The following is a 17,410-nucleotide window of genomic DNA, read 5'->3' as shown; positions in this document are numbered from 1 at the left end:
GCGACAGTAACCTCAATTTTTGTAACCGCGTGCTGAACCGTCTGCGATCGTACGGCGTGTCAGAAGGCTTGACCGATGCCGGCATAGATGCCGTATGCCGTACCATTCTCATATTTCTTGAGCGGGACGGCGACGTCGAGCCTGATGGGACCGAAGGGTGTAGCGTAGCGCACACCGACGCCCGCGCCAATGCGAAGATCGGAAAAGTCAGGAAAAGTGCTGTCGGTGACGCTGCCCATATCGACGAAAGGCACGATGCCGATCGTATCGGTGATCTTGATACGGGCTTCAAGAGAGGCGGTGGCATAGGAGCGGCCGCCGAGCGCGTCGCCATTGGAATTGTAGGGCGTGATTTCCTGGTAGGCGTAGCCGCGTACCGAGCCGCCGCCGCCGGCATAGAAACGCCGGGTCGCCGGAATGTCCTCTATACTGTTGCAGCCGATCAGCGAGCCGAGAGAAAGCTTCCCGGCGAAGACGACATTATCGTTGGCGCCGACGCCTTGATAGCCGGAAATCGAGCCTTCGAAGGAGCTGAACACCCCGCCGCCTATTGCTTCATAGCTGGGCTTGGCGCTGATCGAGGCGCGGTAGCCCGCAGTCGGGTCCAGCTTGTTGTCGCGTGTATCCCTGACATATTCGAGCGGGATCGCCAGCGTCAGATAGTTTTGATCGCCATAGGCGTCGGTGCTGTCCTGCTCATAGCTGACTTCGCCGCCGCCGGAGACGGTATCCTGATCGGAGAGCTCGTAGGCAAGGCTCCCGCTCGCGGTGATGGTATCGGCATCATAGGCATCCGGATGCAGGCTTTGCATCTTCAGGCCGGCGGTAAAGGTTGCCGAGGGATACCAGGTCGCTGGCCGGACATAGGTAATGCCGGCGCTATAGTCGAGCTGTCCGACATCAGTGGTTTCGCCGATCCGGGAGACCGATCCTTCGATGCGCAGCGAATCCGCCCGGCCGGTCAGGTTGCGATGGCCCCAATAGCCCTGCACGCCGAAACCGTCGATGGTGGAATATTGCGCGCCGACACCGAAATAGCGCTGCTTGCCTTCAGCCACTTCGATGGTCATGGGAATGCTGCCGTCCGGGGCAAGCTTGTCGGCCTCGCGGATGGTGACGCTCGAAAAGACCCCGAGCTTACGCAGGCGGTCGGAAGCTTTCTTCAGCTCATCCGGCGAATAGGGCTTGCCCTCGTTGATGCGGGCATAGCGCTTGATGAAATCCGGGTCGACCGATTTCTGGCCGCTGACGCCGACATTGCCGATCGGCGCCATGGGCCCGCTTTCGACGCTGAGCGCCACGTCGACCCTGTTGGTCTCGTGATCGGCGACGACATCGCGCTTGATCAGCTTGGCGAGCGGATGGCCTTGGTTCTTGAAGTCGACGACGATCTTGTCGCCGGCTTTCAGGATCGTCAGCGAGCCGGCGTCACCGCCCGGCACAAGCCCATAACCGGCAGGGTCGAGATTGCGGGCATCGCCGAGCAGCTTGATCTTGCCTAGCGTGAAGACCGGGCCCGGATCGACGCTGATGGTGACTGCGACGGGCTTCGAACGGCCAAAGGTGGGATTCGGCGACAGCGCATCGATATCGGTGCCGTTGACTGTGATGGTGACCACGCCGCCATAGCGCGCTTTTTCATAGAGGGTGGCGATCAGCCGGTCGCGATCATCGCGCGCCTTGATGACGACGCCGAGGTCGCCGGAGACGGGCTTTTTCTTGTCCGAAACCAGCATGGAGCTGTCGGTCAAGGCCTCCTTGAGATCCTTGTCGAGATTGTCCGTCTTGAAATCGACGGTGTAATGAACGGGATCGGAAACCTGGTCTGTCGTATCGTCTTCGCCCCAGAGCGTCATGCCGAACAGTTTGAAAGCAAACGCGTTTCCGGCATGGAGTGGGCCGAGCGCAATCGTTGCCGCAACCGCCATTACGGTGCCTGCTCGCCGATACGCAATACTCTTCCTCGGACCAGTTCTTTTATGCATACGCCGCTTTACGGTTATATAAGAACTTTCTCAGTTTGGCGTTTCCCCCGGGTTAACGCGCGGGCCACCATAGAGGCAAAACCGTCCCGCGTGTACCTTTTTAGACTCAAAAACCTGCAAAAGACCGCGGCGGAAATGAAAAATCCCGGATTTTCGTCCGGGACTTAGGGCTATTTCAGCGCTCTTTAGGGAGCAAATGGCGGTCGTCGCTCCCATGGTCATTGCTTCGATCCAGCGTTGAAATTGGCGTCATTTCCCTTGGGGCGACACCAGTTTTGCACCTCTTACAGATGAAAAGACGAGGAGCCGGAATCAAAAAGTCCCGGACCTCAGGCCCGGGACTTCGGTATCTCAAATCCGTATTGGATCAGTAACCGCCGCCATCATAGTAGCTGCGACGATAGCCGCCACGCGGGCAATCGTCGATGTAACGGCGGCCATAGCGGTCACGGTAGTAGCACTGGCCCGGCTGTTCGGCGACGCTGCCGATCACTGCACCCGAAACACCGCCAATCGCGGCGCCGACGGCTGCACCACGGACATTGCCGGTAACGGCGCCGCCGATGATGGCGCCAGATGCCGCGCCGATGCCGGCGCCTTGTTCAGTCGGGGTGCAGCTTGCGATAGACAAGCCGACCAATGCGAGCATAAGAGCTTTCTTCATATATTCTCTCCAACGTTAGTTAAGCCGGTACCCCCGGCCAACGCCGTCCCAATTTTTTCAGCTCCACCACGATGGGCTGTCCTTGCAGTCCCTGCAGCTACGAAGAAATATCGTGCAAAATATGTTTGTCCATTGGGCAGTTGCAGTTTTTTTGGTGCTAAACTCGAGAGATCAACATTTGGCAAAGAAAAGGAACTAGACGGAGAGAAAAATCCACCGTCTTTCTAAAGTAGAGGTTGATTGCACTACAAAAAAGTCAAATGATGACTGTTGCCTCTGGAGGAGAGGCGAGGAGGAAAATATGTCAAAAGTGACTTTGACGGTGAACGGCCGGACGGTCGGCGGCGAGTGCGAGGATCGCATGCTGCTCGTCCATTTCATCAGAGAAAAGCTTGGCCTGACAGGAACGCATGTCGGCTGCGACACCACACAATGCGGCGCCTGCGTCATTCACATGGATGGCAAATCGATCAAGAGCTGCTCGGTCTTGGCCGTGCAGGCATCCGGCTCCGATATTACAACCATCGAGGGTCTGGCTGCCAATGGCGAACTGCATCCCGTTCAAGCCGCCTTCAAGGAGCATCACGGCCTGCAATGTGGCTTCTGCACCCCCGGCATGGTGATGACAGCCGTCGACATGATCAATCGCCATGGCGGCGCGCTGGACGAAAAGACTGTGCGGGCCGAACTTGACGGCAATATCTGTCGCTGCACCGGCTACCACAATATCGTCAAGGCAGTCCTTGCTGCCAATGCTGAGATGCATGCCGCCAAACAGGCGGCCGAATAAGATTTCACCGAGATTGTCTGGCGAACGCCAACGACCGTTATCTTGGCGGATTGCCGACCCCGGAACCCCAATGGGAGGATGTCATGGGCGTTGAAGGCATTGGCGCGCGCGTCGCGCGCAAGGAAGATAAGCGATTTCTGACGGGCAAGGGGCGCTATACCGACGACATGGTGGCGCCGGGCATGAAATATGCCTATTTCGTCCGCAGCCCGCATGCGCATGCGAAGATCACCGGCATCGACGCCTCGGCTGCCTTGGCCATGCCGGGCGTGATCGGCGTGCTGGACGGTAAGCAATTGCTGGCCGATGGCATCGGCAATCTGATCTGCGGCTGGATGATTCATTCCAAGGACGGCTCGCCGATGAAGATGGGCGCGTGGCGGCCGCTGGCGGTCGATACCGTGCGCTATGTCGGCGACGCCGTCGCGATCGTGGTTGCCGATTCGCTTGGCGAGGCTCGCGATGCGGCCGAAGCGGTCGTGGTGGATTATGAAGAGCTTCCTGCCGTGATCGAGGCGGTCGAGGCGCTGAAGCCCGGCGCGCCGCAGCTTCATCCGGAAGCGGCCGATAATCTGATCTTCGACTGGGAGCTCGGCGATGCTGCCGCGACCGACAAGGCAATCGCCGAGGCGACCCATGTCACGGAACTTGAAATCCACAACAACCGGCTCTCGCCGAATGCCATGGAGCCGCGCGCGACCCTCGGCATCTATGATGCTGGCGACGATCATTATACCTGCTACACCACCAGCCAGAACCCGCATGTGGCGCGGCTGGTCATGAGCGCTTTCTACAATGTCGCCCCGGAAAACAAGCTGCGCGTCATTGCGCCTGATGTCGGCGGCGGTTTCGGCTCCAAGATCTATATCTATCCCGAGGAGATCGTCTGTCTCTGGGCGTCGAAGAAGACCGGCGTGCCGGTCAAATGGACGGCGGACCGTACCGAGGCATTCCTGACCGATGCTCATGGCCGCGATCATGTCTCGAAGGTGAAGATGGCTTTCGACGCGCAAAACCGCATTGTCGGACTGAAGGTCGACACGATCGCCAACCTCGGCGCTTATATGTCGCTCTTCTCTTCGGCGGTGCCGACCTATCTCTACGCGACGCTGCTTTCGGGCCAATATGCGATCCCGGCGATCCACGCCAATGTCCGCACTGTCTATACCAATACGGTGCCGGTCGATGCTTATCGCGGTGCCGGGCGTCCGGAGGCAACCTATCTGCTGGAACGTACCATGGAAACGGCGGCGCGCGAGCTCGGCGTTTCACCGGCGGAACTCAGGCGAACCAACTTCATCCGCTCCTTCCCCCATCAGACGCCGGTGATCATGAATTATGACGCTGGTGACTATGAGGCCTCTCTCAACGCCGCCATGCAGCAGGCCGATTGGGACGGTTTCCCGGCCCGCAGGGCGGCCGCGGAGGCGCGCGGACTGAAGCGCGGTATCGGCATGAGCTGCTATATCGAGGCCTGCGGTATCGCGCCATCACAGGCGGTGGGGTCGCTCGGCGCCGGCGTCGGCCTGTGGGAATCGGCCGAGGTTCGGGTCAATGCGGTCGGCACCGTCGAGGTGCTCACCGGTTCGCATAGCCATGGCCAGGGTCATGAGACGACCTTCGCTCAGCTCGTCGCAGACCGTTTCGGCGTGCCGATCGATAGCGTGTCGATTGTTCATGGTGACACCGACAAGGTGCAGATGGGCATGGGCACCTATGGCTCACGTTCCGGCGCGGTCGGCATGTCCGCCGTGGTGAAGGCGCTCGACAAGGTGGAGGCCAAGGCGAAGAAGATCGCCGCGCATCTGATGGAAGCCGACGAGAGCGATATCGTCATCGAAAACGGCGAAGTCAAAGTCGCCGGTACCGACAAGTCGCTGCCCTGGTTCCAGGTGGCGCTGGCCGCCTATACGGCGCATAACCTGCCCGCCGGCATGGAGCCGGGCTTGAAGGAAACCGCCTTCTACGATCCGGCCAACTTCACCTTCCCGGCCGGCTGCTACATCTGCGAAGTCGAGGTCGATCCGGAAACCGGCAAGACCGACATTATCCAGTTCGTCGCCGCTGACGACTTCGGCAATATCATCAATCCGATGATCGTCGAGGGACAGGTGCATGGCGGTATCGCCCAGGGGGTCGGGCAGGCGATGCTCGAAGGCGTGCATTACGATGCCAGCGGCCAGTTGCTGACGGCAAGCTTCATGGATTACGCCATGCCGCGCGCCGACGACTTGCCGTCCTTCAACCTGTCGCACCAAAACACTCCTTGCCCGAACAATCCGCTGGGGATCAAAGGCTGCGGCGAGGCGGGCGCCATCGGCTCTCCGCCGGCGCTGATCAACGCCATCACCGATGCGATCGGCAACAATGCCCTGACAATGCCCGCCACGCCACTCAAGGTGTGGGAAGCGGCGCGGGCCGTCGTCTGAGACAAGAGGAGGAAAAGCCATGTATGCAACCAACTATCACCGCGCCTCCTCGGTCGACGAAGCCGTCAAGCTTCTGTCCGATGCGTCGGAGGGAAAATATGTCTCCGGCGGCATGACGCTGATTGCCACCATGAAGCAGCGTCTGGCTTCGCCGAGCGATCTCGTCGATCTCCGGCATATTCCGGCGCTGAAGGGCATCCGCGTCGACGGACGCAGGGTCACGATCGGGGCTGCGACGACGCATGCGGAGGTCGCCTCCTCGGCGGCGATCCGCGCCGTCTGTCCGGCGCTCTGCGATCTTGCCGGCATGATTGGCGATCCGCATGTCCGCCATATGGGCACGATCGGCGGCTCGGTCGCCAACAACGACCCGGCGGCGGATTATCCTTCGGCCATGCTGGGCTTGGGCGCCACCATCGTTACTGACAGGCGTCAGATCGCTGCCGACGATTTCTTCACCGGCCTGTTCGAGACGGCGCTGGAAGAGGGCGAGCTGATCACCGCCATAACCTTCGAGGCACCGGAAAAGGCCGGCTACGCCAAGTTTCCCAATCCGGCCTCGCGCTACGCCATGACCGGCGTGTTCGTCACCAAGGGAACGGGAGGTGTGCGGGTCGCAGTCACCGGCGCGGGTGCCGATGGGGTCTTCCGTCATGACGGGATGGAGCAGGCGCTTGCGGCGAACTGGTCGCCGGATGCGCTCGCCAACGTGGCGATCGATTCGTCGGCGCTGCTCTCCGATCTGCATGCCACGGCAGAATATCGCGCCAATTTGATCAAGGTCATGGCCAAGCGCGCCGCGGCGGCGGCATAAAGCCTCGTGAAAACTGCCGGAAGGGCGGCTTAGCTGCCTTTCCGGCTTCGAGGTTCCAGAAAGGTTCGATTGTCAATTCTCGGTGATTGACAATTGTTGTCTGGAATTGTTCAAAATTAAGGGCCATTTGCCGCAGCGAGTGCGAAAGCGATGCGGAGGGGTTGACGTGCAGACCGGCAATCATGAAAACGGTCGCATGGTTCTGGAGCAGATGATGGATTTCGAAGCATTTTTCAAAGGTGAACTGGACGGTCTACACAAGGAAGGCCGCTATCGCGTGTTCGCCGATCTGGAGCGTCAGCGCGGCAGCTTTCCGCGCGCGACCTGGCATACGCCCGAAGGCTCCAAGGACGTAACCGTCTGGTGCTCGAACGACTATCTCGGCATGGGCCAGCATCCCAAGGTGATCGAAGCCATGAAAGAGGCCATCGATCACTGTGGCGCGGGTGCGGGAGGCACCCGGAATATTTCTGGCACCAACCACTACCATGTTCTCCTGGAGCAGGAACTCGCCGATCTGCACGGCAAGGAAGCGGCGCTGATCTTCACCTCCGGCTATATTTCCAACTGGGCGACGCTCGGCACGCTCGGCGCGAAGATTCCTGGCCTGATCATCTTCTCCGACGCGCTGAACCACGCTTCGATGATCGAAGGTATCCGCTACGCCAAGTGCGACAAGGTCATCTGGAAGCATAATGACCTGCATGATCTCGAAGCCAAGCTGAAGGCTGCCGATCCGAAGGCGCCGAAGCTCATTGCTTTCGAGAGCGTCTATTCGATGGATGGCGATATCGCTCCGATCAAGGAGATCTGCGATCTCGCCGACAAATACGGCGCCATGACCTATCTCGACGAAGTGCATGCTGTCGGCATGTACGGCCCACGCGGCGGCGGCATTGCCGAACGCGAAGGCCTGATGGACCGGCTGACGGTGATCGAGGGCACGCTCGGCAAGGCCTTCGGCGTCATGGGCGGCTATATCGCCGCCTCGACCGCACTTTGCGATTTCATCCGGTCCTTCGCGTCCGGCTTCATCTTTACGACATCATTGCCGCCGGCATTGGCGGCAGGCGCAGTCGCCTCGATCCGACACCTGAAGGTCAGCCAGTTCGAACGCGCCCGCCATCAGGATCGGGTTCGCCGGTTGCGCGCGCAGCTCGATGCCTCAGGCATTCCGCATATGCCGAATCCGAGCCATGTCGTGCCGGTTTTGGTTGGCGATGCCGCCAAGTGCAAGTGGATCTCGGATCTGCTGCTTGATATGGGCGTCTACGTCCAGCCGATCAACTATCCGACCGTGCCGAAGAAGACCGAACGGCTGCGCATCACGCCGACGCCGCTGCATTCCGACGCCGATATCGACCATCTCGTCGGCGCGCTGCATGCACTCTGGTCGCGCTGTGCGCTGGCAAGAGCTGTCGCGTAAGAGGTGACTTTCTCACCATGCCGCGCGCCGGGATTGACGGGCGCGGCTTTCGGCACAATTGAAGCGGTTCTCATTGCGGAAATGTCGGCGTGCAGCCCATTTCCGCGATGATCTTTTATACTGCAGAGGTTAGCTGCGGCTTCCCAGGGCCAGGCGGCATGCAAGGCCGGCAAAGACTGTCGCCAGCAGATATTGCGGCAGCTTCGGAATACGCTTGATCGCCGAGAGTCGAGCTCGGATGTGGCTGCCGAGCACTATGACGGAACCGTTTACTAGGAAGCCGATCCCATTCAGGATGGTAGCCAGTAGCGCCATCTGGATGACCATCGAGCCGTTCGGATCGACGAATTGCGGGAACAGGGCGAGCACGAACAAGGCCATCTTCGGGTTTAGAATATTGGTCGCGAGACCCTCGATGAAGATGCGCTGGCCCGAAAGCCGTTTGAGTCCGGCCGAGGGCGCGAAGGCAGGGCCCTGCGAACGTAGGGTCTTGAAGGCCAGATAGAGCAGATAGGCGCAGCCCGCCCAGCGCACGATCTCATAGGCAATTGGCACGTTCAGGAAAAGCCGTGATAGGCCAAGTGCTGCGGCCAGGGCGTGGCAATAGGTGCCGAGCGCAATACCCGCATAGGTCAGGAAGCCGGCGGATCGGCCCTGGCTGACGCTCCGCGAAGCAATAAGAAGCATGTCTGGGCCGGGCGTGGCGGTTAGCACCAGCGCCGCAGCGGCGAATACAATGAGCGTTGAGAGATCCGGCATCTTGATTCCTTTGAAAGTAAGGCCGGAATTCCTCTCTAGCATCATTATCAGGAATGGCAATAACCAGAACCAATAGGTAAGTTTATGCCTACATGTTGGCGCTTTCGTGGGCCGATGACGGCCCTATCGAAAAGCATCGTCGCCCAAGAGGCTACATCGATCAGGAGGTTTGCCAGGCTTGCAACTGCGTGAGGGTTGCGGTTGCTCCGCCGCAAGCGATCATCAGCACGCGCTCGAAGCGTGCCAACTGATCGGCATGGGCGTAGGCGACGGCCAATGCGGCGCCGCAAGCCGGCTCCACGAGGACGCGATGATCGTCGAGGAAGCGCATGCATGCGTCGACGGCGACTAGGTCATCGACAACAACGCAATCGACCGGCCTATTCCGCGTAATCTCAAAGGCGCGTTCGGCGACTTTTCGTGCACCCAATGATGTCGCAATGCTGGTGATAGCGGGCAATTCCACCGGTTTGCCGGCTTTCACGGCGGCTGCGAGCGAGGCGGCGCCTTCCGTTTCGGCGGCGATGATCGGAACATGCTGAAGACCGTTACGATCAAGTCCTTCCGAAATGCCGGCCAGCAGCCCGCCGCCGCCGACCGAAAGAACGACGGCGTCGAACGGCACGCCGGCCCTGACGACCTCGTCGATCAACGTTGCGTGGCCTGTCCAGACGAGCGGATCATCGAAGGGGTGGATGAACGCCGTTCCCGCGTCGACCGCCTGCAGCGCGTGTTCGTTTGCCTCCTGCCAGGATGCCCCGTGCACGAAAACCTCGGCGCCCTCCTGGCGGATCAACGATTTTGCCCGTTCGGTCGTTGTTTCGGGAACGAAGACCGATACGGGGATCGAAAGGCGACGACCGGCATAGGCCACCGCAATGCCGGCATTGCCGCCGGAGGAGGATACGAAGCGCCGCTTACCGCTTCTGGCATGATGTTCGCAGGCCGCCCCTATGCCACGGATCTTGAAGGAGCCGGGCGGCTGGAGCGCATCCATCTTCAGCCAGATGGAGCATCCGGAAACCTGGCTGAGTGGGCGGGATTCGAGGAGCGGAGTTTCGAGGTGAAGTGCCATGGAGTGATCTCTCCGCAAAAGCGCTGTTGGCGAGGATGTTAGGCTGCCTTGTCGCGCTGGGCAACAAGGGCGCTGGCGCGGTTGCGTGCCTCCTCATCGGCGGCAAAGACTGCATCCATCGTTTCGGCGCTGCCGATGCCGATCATCTGGTCCATGACCGCTTCGGCAATATCGGCCATTTCGAGGAAGCCGATGCGTTCGTCCACGAAGGCTTGGAAGGCAATCTCCTCGGCGGCATTCATGACGGCGCCCTGCAGCCCGCCGCGTTGCAGTGCGGTGCGGGCAAGACGCAGTGCGGGGAAACGAACCTCGTCCGGCGCTTCGAAATCCAACCGGGCCAGTTTCGCAAAATCCAGCCGGTCGACATTGAGTTTTGTTCGGGACGGATAGGTCAGCGCATAGCCGATCGCCGTGCGCATGTCCGGACAGCCGAGCTGCGCCAGCACCGAGCCGTCGGTATAGCCGACCATCGAATGGACGATGGATTGCGGATGGACGATAACCTCGATCTGATCCGGGCCGACATTGAACAGATGTTTGGCCTCGATCATCTCCAGCGCCTTGTTGAACATCGAGGCGCTGCCGATGGAGATCTTCAGGCCCATGGACCAGTTCGGATGCGCGCGCGCGGTCGCTGCCGTGACATTGGCCATCTCGTCGCGCGACCATGTGCGGAAGGGACCGCCCGAGGCGGTCAGGATGATACGCTCGACCGCATGCTGCTGGTCGTCCTCGAGCGCCTGGAAAATCGCGCTGTGTTCGCTGTCCACCGGGATCAGCCGGCCGCCGCCTTCGCTGACGGCACGGACGAAGAGTTCGCCGGCGGAGACCAGGCATTCCTTGTTGGCAAGCGCGATATCGGCGCCGCGGTGCGCGGCCGCAAGCGTCGGCGCAAGGCCGGCGGTGCCGACAATCGCCGCCATCACCCAGTCGGATGGAATGGAGGCGGCCTCGATGAGAGCGTTTCTGCCGGCGGCCACGGCAATGCCGGTGCCGGCAAGCGCATCCTTCAGAGCCTGATACCGGTCTTCATTGGCCGTGACGGCGAGAGCGGCGCCACAGGCTTTCGCCTGGCTCGCCAGGAGATCGATATTGTCGTGCCCGGTGATTGCGGCGATATCGAACGCCTCGCGCCCGCCCAATTGGGCGATGACGTCGAGCGTGTTTTGCCCGATCGAGCCGGTCGAACCCAATATCGTCAGGCGGCGCGGCGCCTTGCTCCCGGTTGTCATTCCAAGTGTCCGAATATTGCTGTAATCGCCCATGGCTCTACAGGGGATCGCGGGAGGCGGCAAGTCCGCAGCTATATTGGCGAGTGCCTCCCCCGGTCCCTCCCTGCTGAAATTTCTGGCTTTAGCGGCAATTTTCGGGCGGCTAATGAACCAATACGCAGATACCGCGTTTCCCATCCGGCAGAGGCGCAGGAGAAGGGCAAAAATGGTTTTTAAAGCGGCTACGTTTCACGGCGTAAGGCCTGAAGTAGAAAGCGAAAACGCCAAACGCTCGGCACTGGAATCCACCGTCGCCGATGCGCTTGCCGTCGCGGGCGGCCTCGACGCCTCCGACGTCACCGTGACCGCCGTCGGCCAGGAGATCCGCTTGGACGGAACCGCGGCAACACCCCAGGAAATCGAGCGGGCGACTGTGGTGGCAGAGGCCGTGCCGGGGGTGAGGCTGGTAAGGAATAGGATTTTGGTGGGGTGAGGGTCAGGGCACCCACCTTCCGACAACAGGGTTGGGGGACGCGCTGCTGCCTATCTTGGGTTGGCAGCGAACTCAGCAAGCTCTTTCGGTGATCGAATGTGGATGATCCGTGCGTGGCCGCGGTGAGCTTCGATTGCGGCGAGCAGTTTTGGACGCATTTCCCGATGCAGCCACCACATCATGTTGAAGAGACGAATGGTAACCGGAAACATCGGGCATCCGTCAGGTCCGTCCGGGCGGCCACGGAATAAAGACTTCACCTGGCGTTTGGTGGCCCACCAGTAATGAATCCATATCGGGTGATCCACGAAAACAATCGTATCGGCCACATCCATGCGACGTTCAACGGATTCCCACGGCCCGTAGCCATCAATCAGCCACCGTTCTTGCGAAAGCAAGGCTTCATGAGATGCCGCAAATTCCAACTTGGGCGTCTGGACCCAATTCGGTTTCCACTGAATCTTGTCGATTGCGAAATAAGGCAATGCATGTGCAGCGCTCAATGCCCTGCACATCGTCGACTTTCCGCCGCCCGCATTGCCGATCACCATCACCCGCGTCATGGGCGAAAGATAACCCGACAGGGCATCGAGGCAAAGGCTGCTGTGGTCGTTTTTGCAGGGGCCCCAGGTTCGAGATGAGGCTTATTTGAGCCCAGCAGCCTTGCGTAGCGCCTGCGTCATATCACTTCGCCAATCCTTTCCCTTGGACTGGAATTGCTCAAGGACATCCGGATCTATTCGCAGGGTGACGGCGACTTTCGGTGCATCCATTTTTGGCCGCCCTCTGGCGCGCTTGATGCTTCCCATCAGATCCGGAAAGGCTTCTGCGAAGGGTTTCGCCTGAGCAAGTTGCTCATCCGTTGCTTCTGGAGCATCTGGATCGGACGCGATCATCTTTTGAATTTCGGCTTCTTCTCTCTCATTTAGAGGGCGCCGCGAAGAGAACTTCGTCACCATAAGAGCTTCCTTTCCTTGCGGCTTGCGGGGCGCATCGAAATGACCGAGATGGCTTCTGAGCCAAGCGGCTTGAATACGACGGCTGCAACGATTTGCCCGTCCAATTCACCGATGGCCATGGAGCGCCATCATTCGCGGGAACGACGATAGAACCTGCAAAGAATTCAATATCGAGATCGGCGAAGTCCAGGCCATGCTTGGCCAAGTTTGTTTCGCGCTTCAGCTCGTCCCAGATAATCTCCACATGATTTTCGTACACGGAAATTCAACAGGCAGCTAGAATATTCGTACACGGAAAATAGAATAACCATGCACCTGACGATGCACTCATAAGCCGCTCCAAGCGAGTCAGGCGAACGGATTGTGGGATGTGCGTGCCTATCTTGGAGTGGCGGCGATGGCGATATCGGGAGGTTGCCGTTTGTCTTCAGCATAACCACATTTCCAGCGCTGCCGCTCTTATTCTCAATGATTCTTACAAGCCGCAGACGCTGAGGGACAGAATGCTAAGAATTTTGACGATCGTCTTTCGGTGCATCTGGGCGTTCGCAATAACTGCTATCGCTATAGGCATAGGTGCGGCATATGGTTGGGAAAAGCATGGTCTGGTTGCTGCCATCGCGCTTGGATTTGTTGGTTTCGTGGTTAGCTGGCCCGCCGCATACTCACCCGCAGCGTTCTTTGAATTGCTCTTTCAACTGTTGGGCGAATTGCTAATGAATCTAATTTGATGACGCTCGATCGTGATGCTGTCGTCGACAGGGTGAACAAAGTGGAAGCGAGGGTTGTCACCGTTCAAAGCGAGGAGCCGGAATGAACCTAAGCCTTTGAAAATCAATGGTGATCCCGACGCGATTCGAACGCGTGACCCTCAGATTAGGAATCTGATGCTCTATCCTGCTGAGCTACGGGACCACTGACATTGATCCATACAAAAGCAAGGGCCTGAAGCCAAGCCCTTTTACGTCCTGGAGGCAATCTGCTTTTGCTTGTCCGTGCGCCATGGTCAGGCGCACGGAAAGAGGGTGGCGTCTCAGGCGTTCAGGCGCTGTTCGGCGAGGCGGACCCAATAGGAGATGCCGTGGGCGATGGCTTCGTCGTTGAAGTCGTAGGCCGGGTTGTGCAGGCCGGCGGTGTCGCCGTTGCCGACGAAGATGAAGGCGCCGGGGCGGGCGTTCAGCATGTAGGAAAAATCCTCGCCGCCCATCATGGGATCGATGTTGGGGATGACATTGGCAGCGCCGGCGATGTCGCGTGCGGCGGCAATCGCGTGCTCGGTCTCGTCGGCGTGATTGACGGTGACCGGATAGTTGCGGTGGAACTGGATATCCGCTTCGGCATCGTGGCTGGCGGCAATGCCGCTGACGATCTGGCGGAAGCGCTGCTCAGCAAGATCGCGGATCTCGGCGTCGAGCGTGCGCACGGTGCCGACGAAGCTGGCATCGTTCGGAATGACATTATACGCGTTGCCGGCGTTGAACTTGGTGACGGAGACGACCACCGATTTCAGCGGATTGGCGCTGCGTGAGGCGATGAGCTGCAGGTTGGTGATGATCTGCGCGCCGATGGCGATGGGGTCGATCGTCGTGTGCGGCATGGCGGCGTGGCCGCCGCGGCCCTTGATCGTGACGGTGAATTCGTCGGTCGCCGCCATGATCGCGCCCTTGCGGATGGCGAACTGGCCGACCGGCAGGCCCGGCAGATTGTGCATGCCGTAGATTTCCTCGATGCGGAAGCGCTCCATCATGCCGTCCTTGACCATGGCGTCGCCGCCGGCGCCGCCTTCTTCGGCCGGCTGGAAGATCACGGCGATGTTGCCGTTGAAATTGCGGGTCTCGGCGAGATATTTCGCGGCGCCCAGCAGCATGGCGGTGTGGCCGTCATGGCCGCAGGCATGCATCTTGCCGGGTGTCTCGGAAGCCCAGGGCTTGCCGGTGATTTCGGTGAGCGGCAGCGCGTCCATGTCGGCGCGCAGGCCGACGGTGCGGCCTTCGCCTTTGCCGCGAATAAGGCCGACGACGCCGGTACGGCCGATGCCGGTGACGATTTCGTCGACGCCGAATGCCTTGAGCTTTTCGGCGACGAAGGCGGCGGTGTTTTCCACCGCATACATGAGCTCAGGCCTTGTATGGATATAGCGGCGCCATTCCGTCACTTCGTCCTGGAGTTCGGCGGCTCTGTTCAAAATCGGCATGCTGATTTTTCCTGCTGCTCAATATCGGATTCGGGTCTAGCAATTTCATCCGGCACACAGTCCTCCACATCACATCGCACTTTTTGATGCAGCACATGTGATCACAAGGCTGTGATCGGCTGGCAATAAACTCGTCAATCGCCTTTGCCTTCTCTTAGCCATATAGGTTAAATAGGGGGAGCTTTCGAGAAAATTCCGGACTTCTGAAGGATAGACCGTGCTGACGAAGCAGAATCGTTTGTATGCCGCCCTGCGGCTGGTTCCCATGGCCGCAGCCGCATCCATGCTTTTCCTGTCGACTGCGCATGTGGCCGAGGCCAATCCGCATATTCTCGTCGATGTCAGCACCGGCCGCGTGCTCGATCATGAAGACGCCTTCCGCAAGTGGTACCCGGCCTCGCTGACCAAGCTGATGACGGTCTATGTCGCTTTCCGCGCCCTCCAGTCCGGCCAGGTCACGCTCGACACGCCCGTCGTCATGTCGAAGCTTTCGTCTTCGCAGCCGCCGGCGAAGATGTATTTCAAGCCGGGGCAGAAGCTGACGCTCGACAATGCGCTGAAGATGATGCTGATCAAATCCGCCAATGACCTTGCCATGGCGATCGCCGAGACGGTTGGCGGTTCTGAGCCGGGCTTCGTCGCGCGCATGAATGCGGAAGCCGTCCGCCTCGGAATGCGTGACACGCATTTCATCAATCCCAACGGCCTGCCCGGCAAGGGTCAGTACACGACGGCGCGCGATCTTGCCGTTGTCAGCGTGGCACTACGCCGCGAGTTCCCGCAATATGCCGGCTATTTCTCGCTGGAAGGCTTCACCAACGGCGTCAAGCAGGTGCAGAACATCAACATGCTCATCGGCCGCTTCGATGGCGCCGACGGCATGAAGACCGGCTTCATATGCGCTTCCGGCTTCAACCAGATCGCCTCGGCCACCCGCAACGGCCGCACGCTGGTCTCCGTCGTTCTCGGCACCGACAGCCTTGCCGCACGCGCCGATGATTCCGCCAATTTCCTGGAAAAGGGTTTTGAGAACCAGTTCTCCGGGCGGGACACGCTGGCGAGCCTGCAGCCCTATGGAACGGGCCAAGACGAAGTTGCCGACATCACCGCCGATATTTGCAGCGCCAAGGGCGCACAACATCGAAGCGAAACCCGCGATCCCACCGGCCGCACGAAGGTGCAGTCGCCCTACATCCATGAAATGGATCACGAGCCGAATTTCGTCTATGCCGGCCTGATCGGCGGTCAGGACGTTGCGACCGCGAGCAAGGGCGACAAGGACGATGTGACGGCAAAGGGCGATAAGGCCGTGAAGGGCGACAAGATTGCCGCCACGGGCGATGTCACCGGCATACCCATTCCCATGCCGCGTCCCACTTACTGATCGGACCTGAACCATGAGCGTTCCGCAGGAGAGGGTGCCGGTTTCGATCCTGACCGGTTTTCTCGGAGCCGGTAAATCGACATTGCTGAACCGCATCCTCAAGGATCCGGAGATGCGGGACGCCGCAGTCATCATCAACGAATTCGGCGATGTCGGCATCGACCACCTGCTGGTCGAAAGCTCCGGCGATTCCATCATCGAGCTCTCCGATGGCTGCCTCTGCTGCACGGTGCGCGGCGAGCTGGTGGATACGCTCGCCAATCTGATGGACGCCATGCAGACCGGCCGGATCCGCCCGCTGAAGCGCGTCGTCGTCGAAACGACCGGCCTTGCCGATCCGGCGCCGGTGATGCAGTCGATCATGGGCAATCCGATCATCGCCGCCAATTTCGATCTGGATGGCGTGATCACCATCGTCGATGCGGTCAATGGCTTGCAGACGCTCGACAACCACGAAGAGGCGCGCAAGCAGGTGGCGGTCGCCGACCGGCTGATCGTCTCCAAGACCGGCCTGGAAGGCGCTGCTTCCGTCGACATGCTGGAGAGCCGGTTGCGGGCGCTCAATCCGCGGGCGCAGATCTTGAACGCCGACAGCGAAGAAGCGGGCCGCGCCGCCATTCTCGTCAACGGCCTTTACGATCCGGCCTCCAAGATCGCCGACGTTGGCCGTTGGCTGCGAGACGAGCTTGAGGCCGATGATGACCATGATCATCATCACGACCATGAGCACGACCACCATCATCACGAGGGGCACGGCCATCACCACCATGGCCACCATCATCATGGCCATCGGCATCAGCACGCCCATAATGTGAACCGTCACGACGAGTCGATCCGCTCTTTCTCGATCGTCGAGAGCCAACCGATCGATCCGATCGCGCTGGAAATGTTCATCGACCTCCTACGTTCCGCGCATGGCGAAAAGCTGCTGCGGATGAAGGCGATCGTTGCCATGTCCGACAGGCCGGAGCGTCCGGTCGTGCTGCATGGCGTGCAGAATATCTTCCACCCGCCGGTGCGCCTGCCCGCCTGGCCCAATCCCGAAGACCGGCGCACGCGCATGGTGATCATCACCAAGGATCTGCCCGAAGATTTCGTGAAGGGCTTGTTCGACGCGTTCCTGAGCAAGCCACGCGTCGATACGCCGGATCGCGCCGCACTTCAGGACAATCCGCTGGCCGTACCGGGGATGCGATTTTAGTTTCACCCCGATGAGATCAAGCAACC

Annotated in this window: 15 protein-coding genes, 1 tRNA gene and 1 pseudogene; 7 read left to right on the top strand and 10 right to left on the bottom strand. The window is 60.1% G+C overall.

The window, feature by feature from the left end:
* Positions 1-59 precede the first annotated feature (59 nt).
* Positions 60-1,985: an autotransporter assembly complex family protein gene (locus QA648_RS14795; RefSeq protein WP_283047739.1), complete on the bottom strand. Its 1,926-nt coding sequence runs from the start codon at positions 1,983-1,985 to the stop codon at positions 60-62.
* A 367-nt stretch (positions 1,986-2,352) separates the two neighbouring features.
* Positions 2,353-2,649 carry a glycine zipper domain-containing protein gene (locus QA648_RS14790; RefSeq protein WP_104824564.1) on the bottom strand — a complete coding sequence of 99 codons (297 nt, stop codon included), beginning with the start codon at positions 2,647-2,649 and terminating at the stop codon, positions 2,353-2,355.
* 301 nt (positions 2,650-2,950) lie between these two features.
* Between QA648_RS14790 and QA648_RS14785 the strand changes: the two genes are divergently transcribed.
* From QA648_RS14785 to hemA, 4 genes are all read left to right on the top strand, one after another.
* Positions 2,951-3,439, top strand: a complete 489-nt coding sequence (locus tag QA648_RS14785; RefSeq protein ID WP_283047738.1) for a (2Fe-2S)-binding protein — start codon at positions 2,951-2,953, stop codon at positions 3,437-3,439.
* Positions 3,440-3,522: 83 nt separating this feature from the next.
* Positions 3,523-5,868, top strand: coding sequence for a xanthine dehydrogenase family protein molybdopterin-binding subunit (locus QA648_RS14780; RefSeq protein ID WP_283047736.1), 2,346 nt, complete (start codon positions 3,523-3,525; stop codon positions 5,866-5,868).
* A 19-nt stretch (positions 5,869-5,887) separates the two neighbouring features.
* Positions 5,888-6,682 carry a xanthine dehydrogenase family protein subunit M gene (locus tag QA648_RS14775; RefSeq protein WP_283047734.1) on the top strand — a complete coding sequence of 265 codons (795 nt, stop codon included), beginning with the start codon at positions 5,888-5,890 and terminating at the stop codon, positions 6,680-6,682.
* 214 nt (positions 6,683-6,896) lie between these two features.
* Positions 6,897-8,108, top strand: a complete 1,212-nt coding sequence (gene hemA / locus QA648_RS14770; protein ID WP_104825237.1) for a 5-aminolevulinate synthase — start codon at positions 6,897-6,899, stop codon at positions 8,106-8,108.
* A 129-nt stretch (positions 8,109-8,237) separates the two neighbouring features.
* Here hemA and QA648_RS14765 read toward each other — a convergent pair whose 3' ends face one another.
* From QA648_RS14765 to dxr, 3 genes are all read right to left on the bottom strand, one after another.
* A complete protein-coding gene (locus QA648_RS14765) occupies positions 8,238-8,867 on the bottom strand; it encodes a LysE family translocator (RefSeq protein WP_283047732.1) in 630 nt (209 codons plus the stop codon).
* A 160-nt stretch (positions 8,868-9,027) separates the two neighbouring features.
* Positions 9,028-9,942 (bottom strand): pyridoxal-phosphate dependent enzyme, encoded by a 915-nt coding sequence (locus QA648_RS14760; protein WP_283047730.1) that lies wholly within the window; start codon positions 9,940-9,942, stop codon positions 9,028-9,030.
* Positions 9,943-9,980: 38 nt separating this feature from the next.
* Positions 9,981-11,174, bottom strand: coding sequence for a 1-deoxy-D-xylulose-5-phosphate reductoisomerase (dxr, locus tag QA648_RS14755; RefSeq protein ID WP_283047728.1), 1,194 nt, complete (start codon positions 11,172-11,174; stop codon positions 9,981-9,983).
* A gap of 205 nt (positions 11,175-11,379) precedes the next feature.
* Between dxr and QA648_RS14750 the strand changes: the two genes are divergently transcribed.
* The gene (locus QA648_RS14750) at positions 11,380-11,646 is read left to right on the top strand and encodes a BON domain-containing protein (RefSeq protein ID WP_283047727.1); all 267 of its coding nucleotides are present in this window, start codon (positions 11,380-11,382) and stop codon (positions 11,644-11,646) included.
* A 50-nt stretch (positions 11,647-11,696) separates the two neighbouring features.
* On the opposite strand, the gene QA648_RS14745 is transcribed toward QA648_RS14750, so the two are convergent.
* The 5 genes and pseudogenes from QA648_RS14745 to QA648_RS14725 all read right to left on the bottom strand — a co-directional run bounded on the left by QA648_RS14745 (position 11,697) and on the right by QA648_RS14725 (position 14,799).
* A complete protein-coding gene (locus QA648_RS14745) occupies positions 11,697-12,197 on the bottom strand; it encodes a flagellar protein FlaR (protein WP_283047725.1) in 501 nt (166 codons plus the stop codon).
* 93 nt (positions 12,198-12,290) lie between these two features.
* On the bottom strand, positions 12,291-12,605 hold the full coding sequence (locus tag QA648_RS14740; RefSeq protein ID WP_283047723.1) for a BrnA antitoxin family protein: 315 nt from the start codon (positions 12,603-12,605) through the stop codon (positions 12,291-12,293).
* A pseudogene (locus QA648_RS14735) lies at positions 12,599-12,849 on the bottom strand (BrnT family toxin). Before QA648_RS14735 ends, QA648_RS14740 begins: the two are co-directional and overlap by 7 nt.
* 594 nt (positions 12,850-13,443) lie before the next feature.
* Positions 13,444-13,520 (bottom strand) — tRNA-Arg (locus QA648_RS14730).
* Between the two features lie 118 nt (positions 13,521-13,638).
* Positions 13,639-14,799 carry a M20 aminoacylase family protein gene (locus QA648_RS14725; protein ID WP_283047722.1) on the bottom strand — a complete coding sequence of 387 codons (1,161 nt, stop codon included), beginning with the start codon at positions 14,797-14,799 and terminating at the stop codon, positions 13,639-13,641.
* A 265-nt stretch (positions 14,800-15,064) separates the two neighbouring features.
* Between QA648_RS14725 and QA648_RS14720 the strand changes: the two genes are divergently transcribed.
* A complete protein-coding gene (locus QA648_RS14720; RefSeq protein WP_283051349.1) occupies positions 15,065-16,183 on the top strand; it encodes a D-alanyl-D-alanine carboxypeptidase family protein in 1,119 nt (372 codons plus the stop codon).
* A gap of 13 nt (positions 16,184-16,196) precedes the next feature.
* On the top strand, positions 16,197-17,384 hold the full coding sequence (locus QA648_RS14715; protein ID WP_283047719.1) for a GTP-binding protein: 1,188 nt from the start codon (positions 16,197-16,199) through the stop codon (positions 17,382-17,384).
* Positions 17,385-17,410: the final 26 nt, after the last annotated feature.

Origin of the sequence: Rhizobium sp. CB3171, assembly GCF_029714265.1 — a bacterium.
Classification (GTDB): Bacteria; Pseudomonadota; Alphaproteobacteria; order Rhizobiales; family Rhizobiaceae; genus Rhizobium.
The sequence above is the reverse complement of the archived record's forward strand: the minus strand, read 5'-3'. Positions and strand labels throughout refer to the sequence as shown.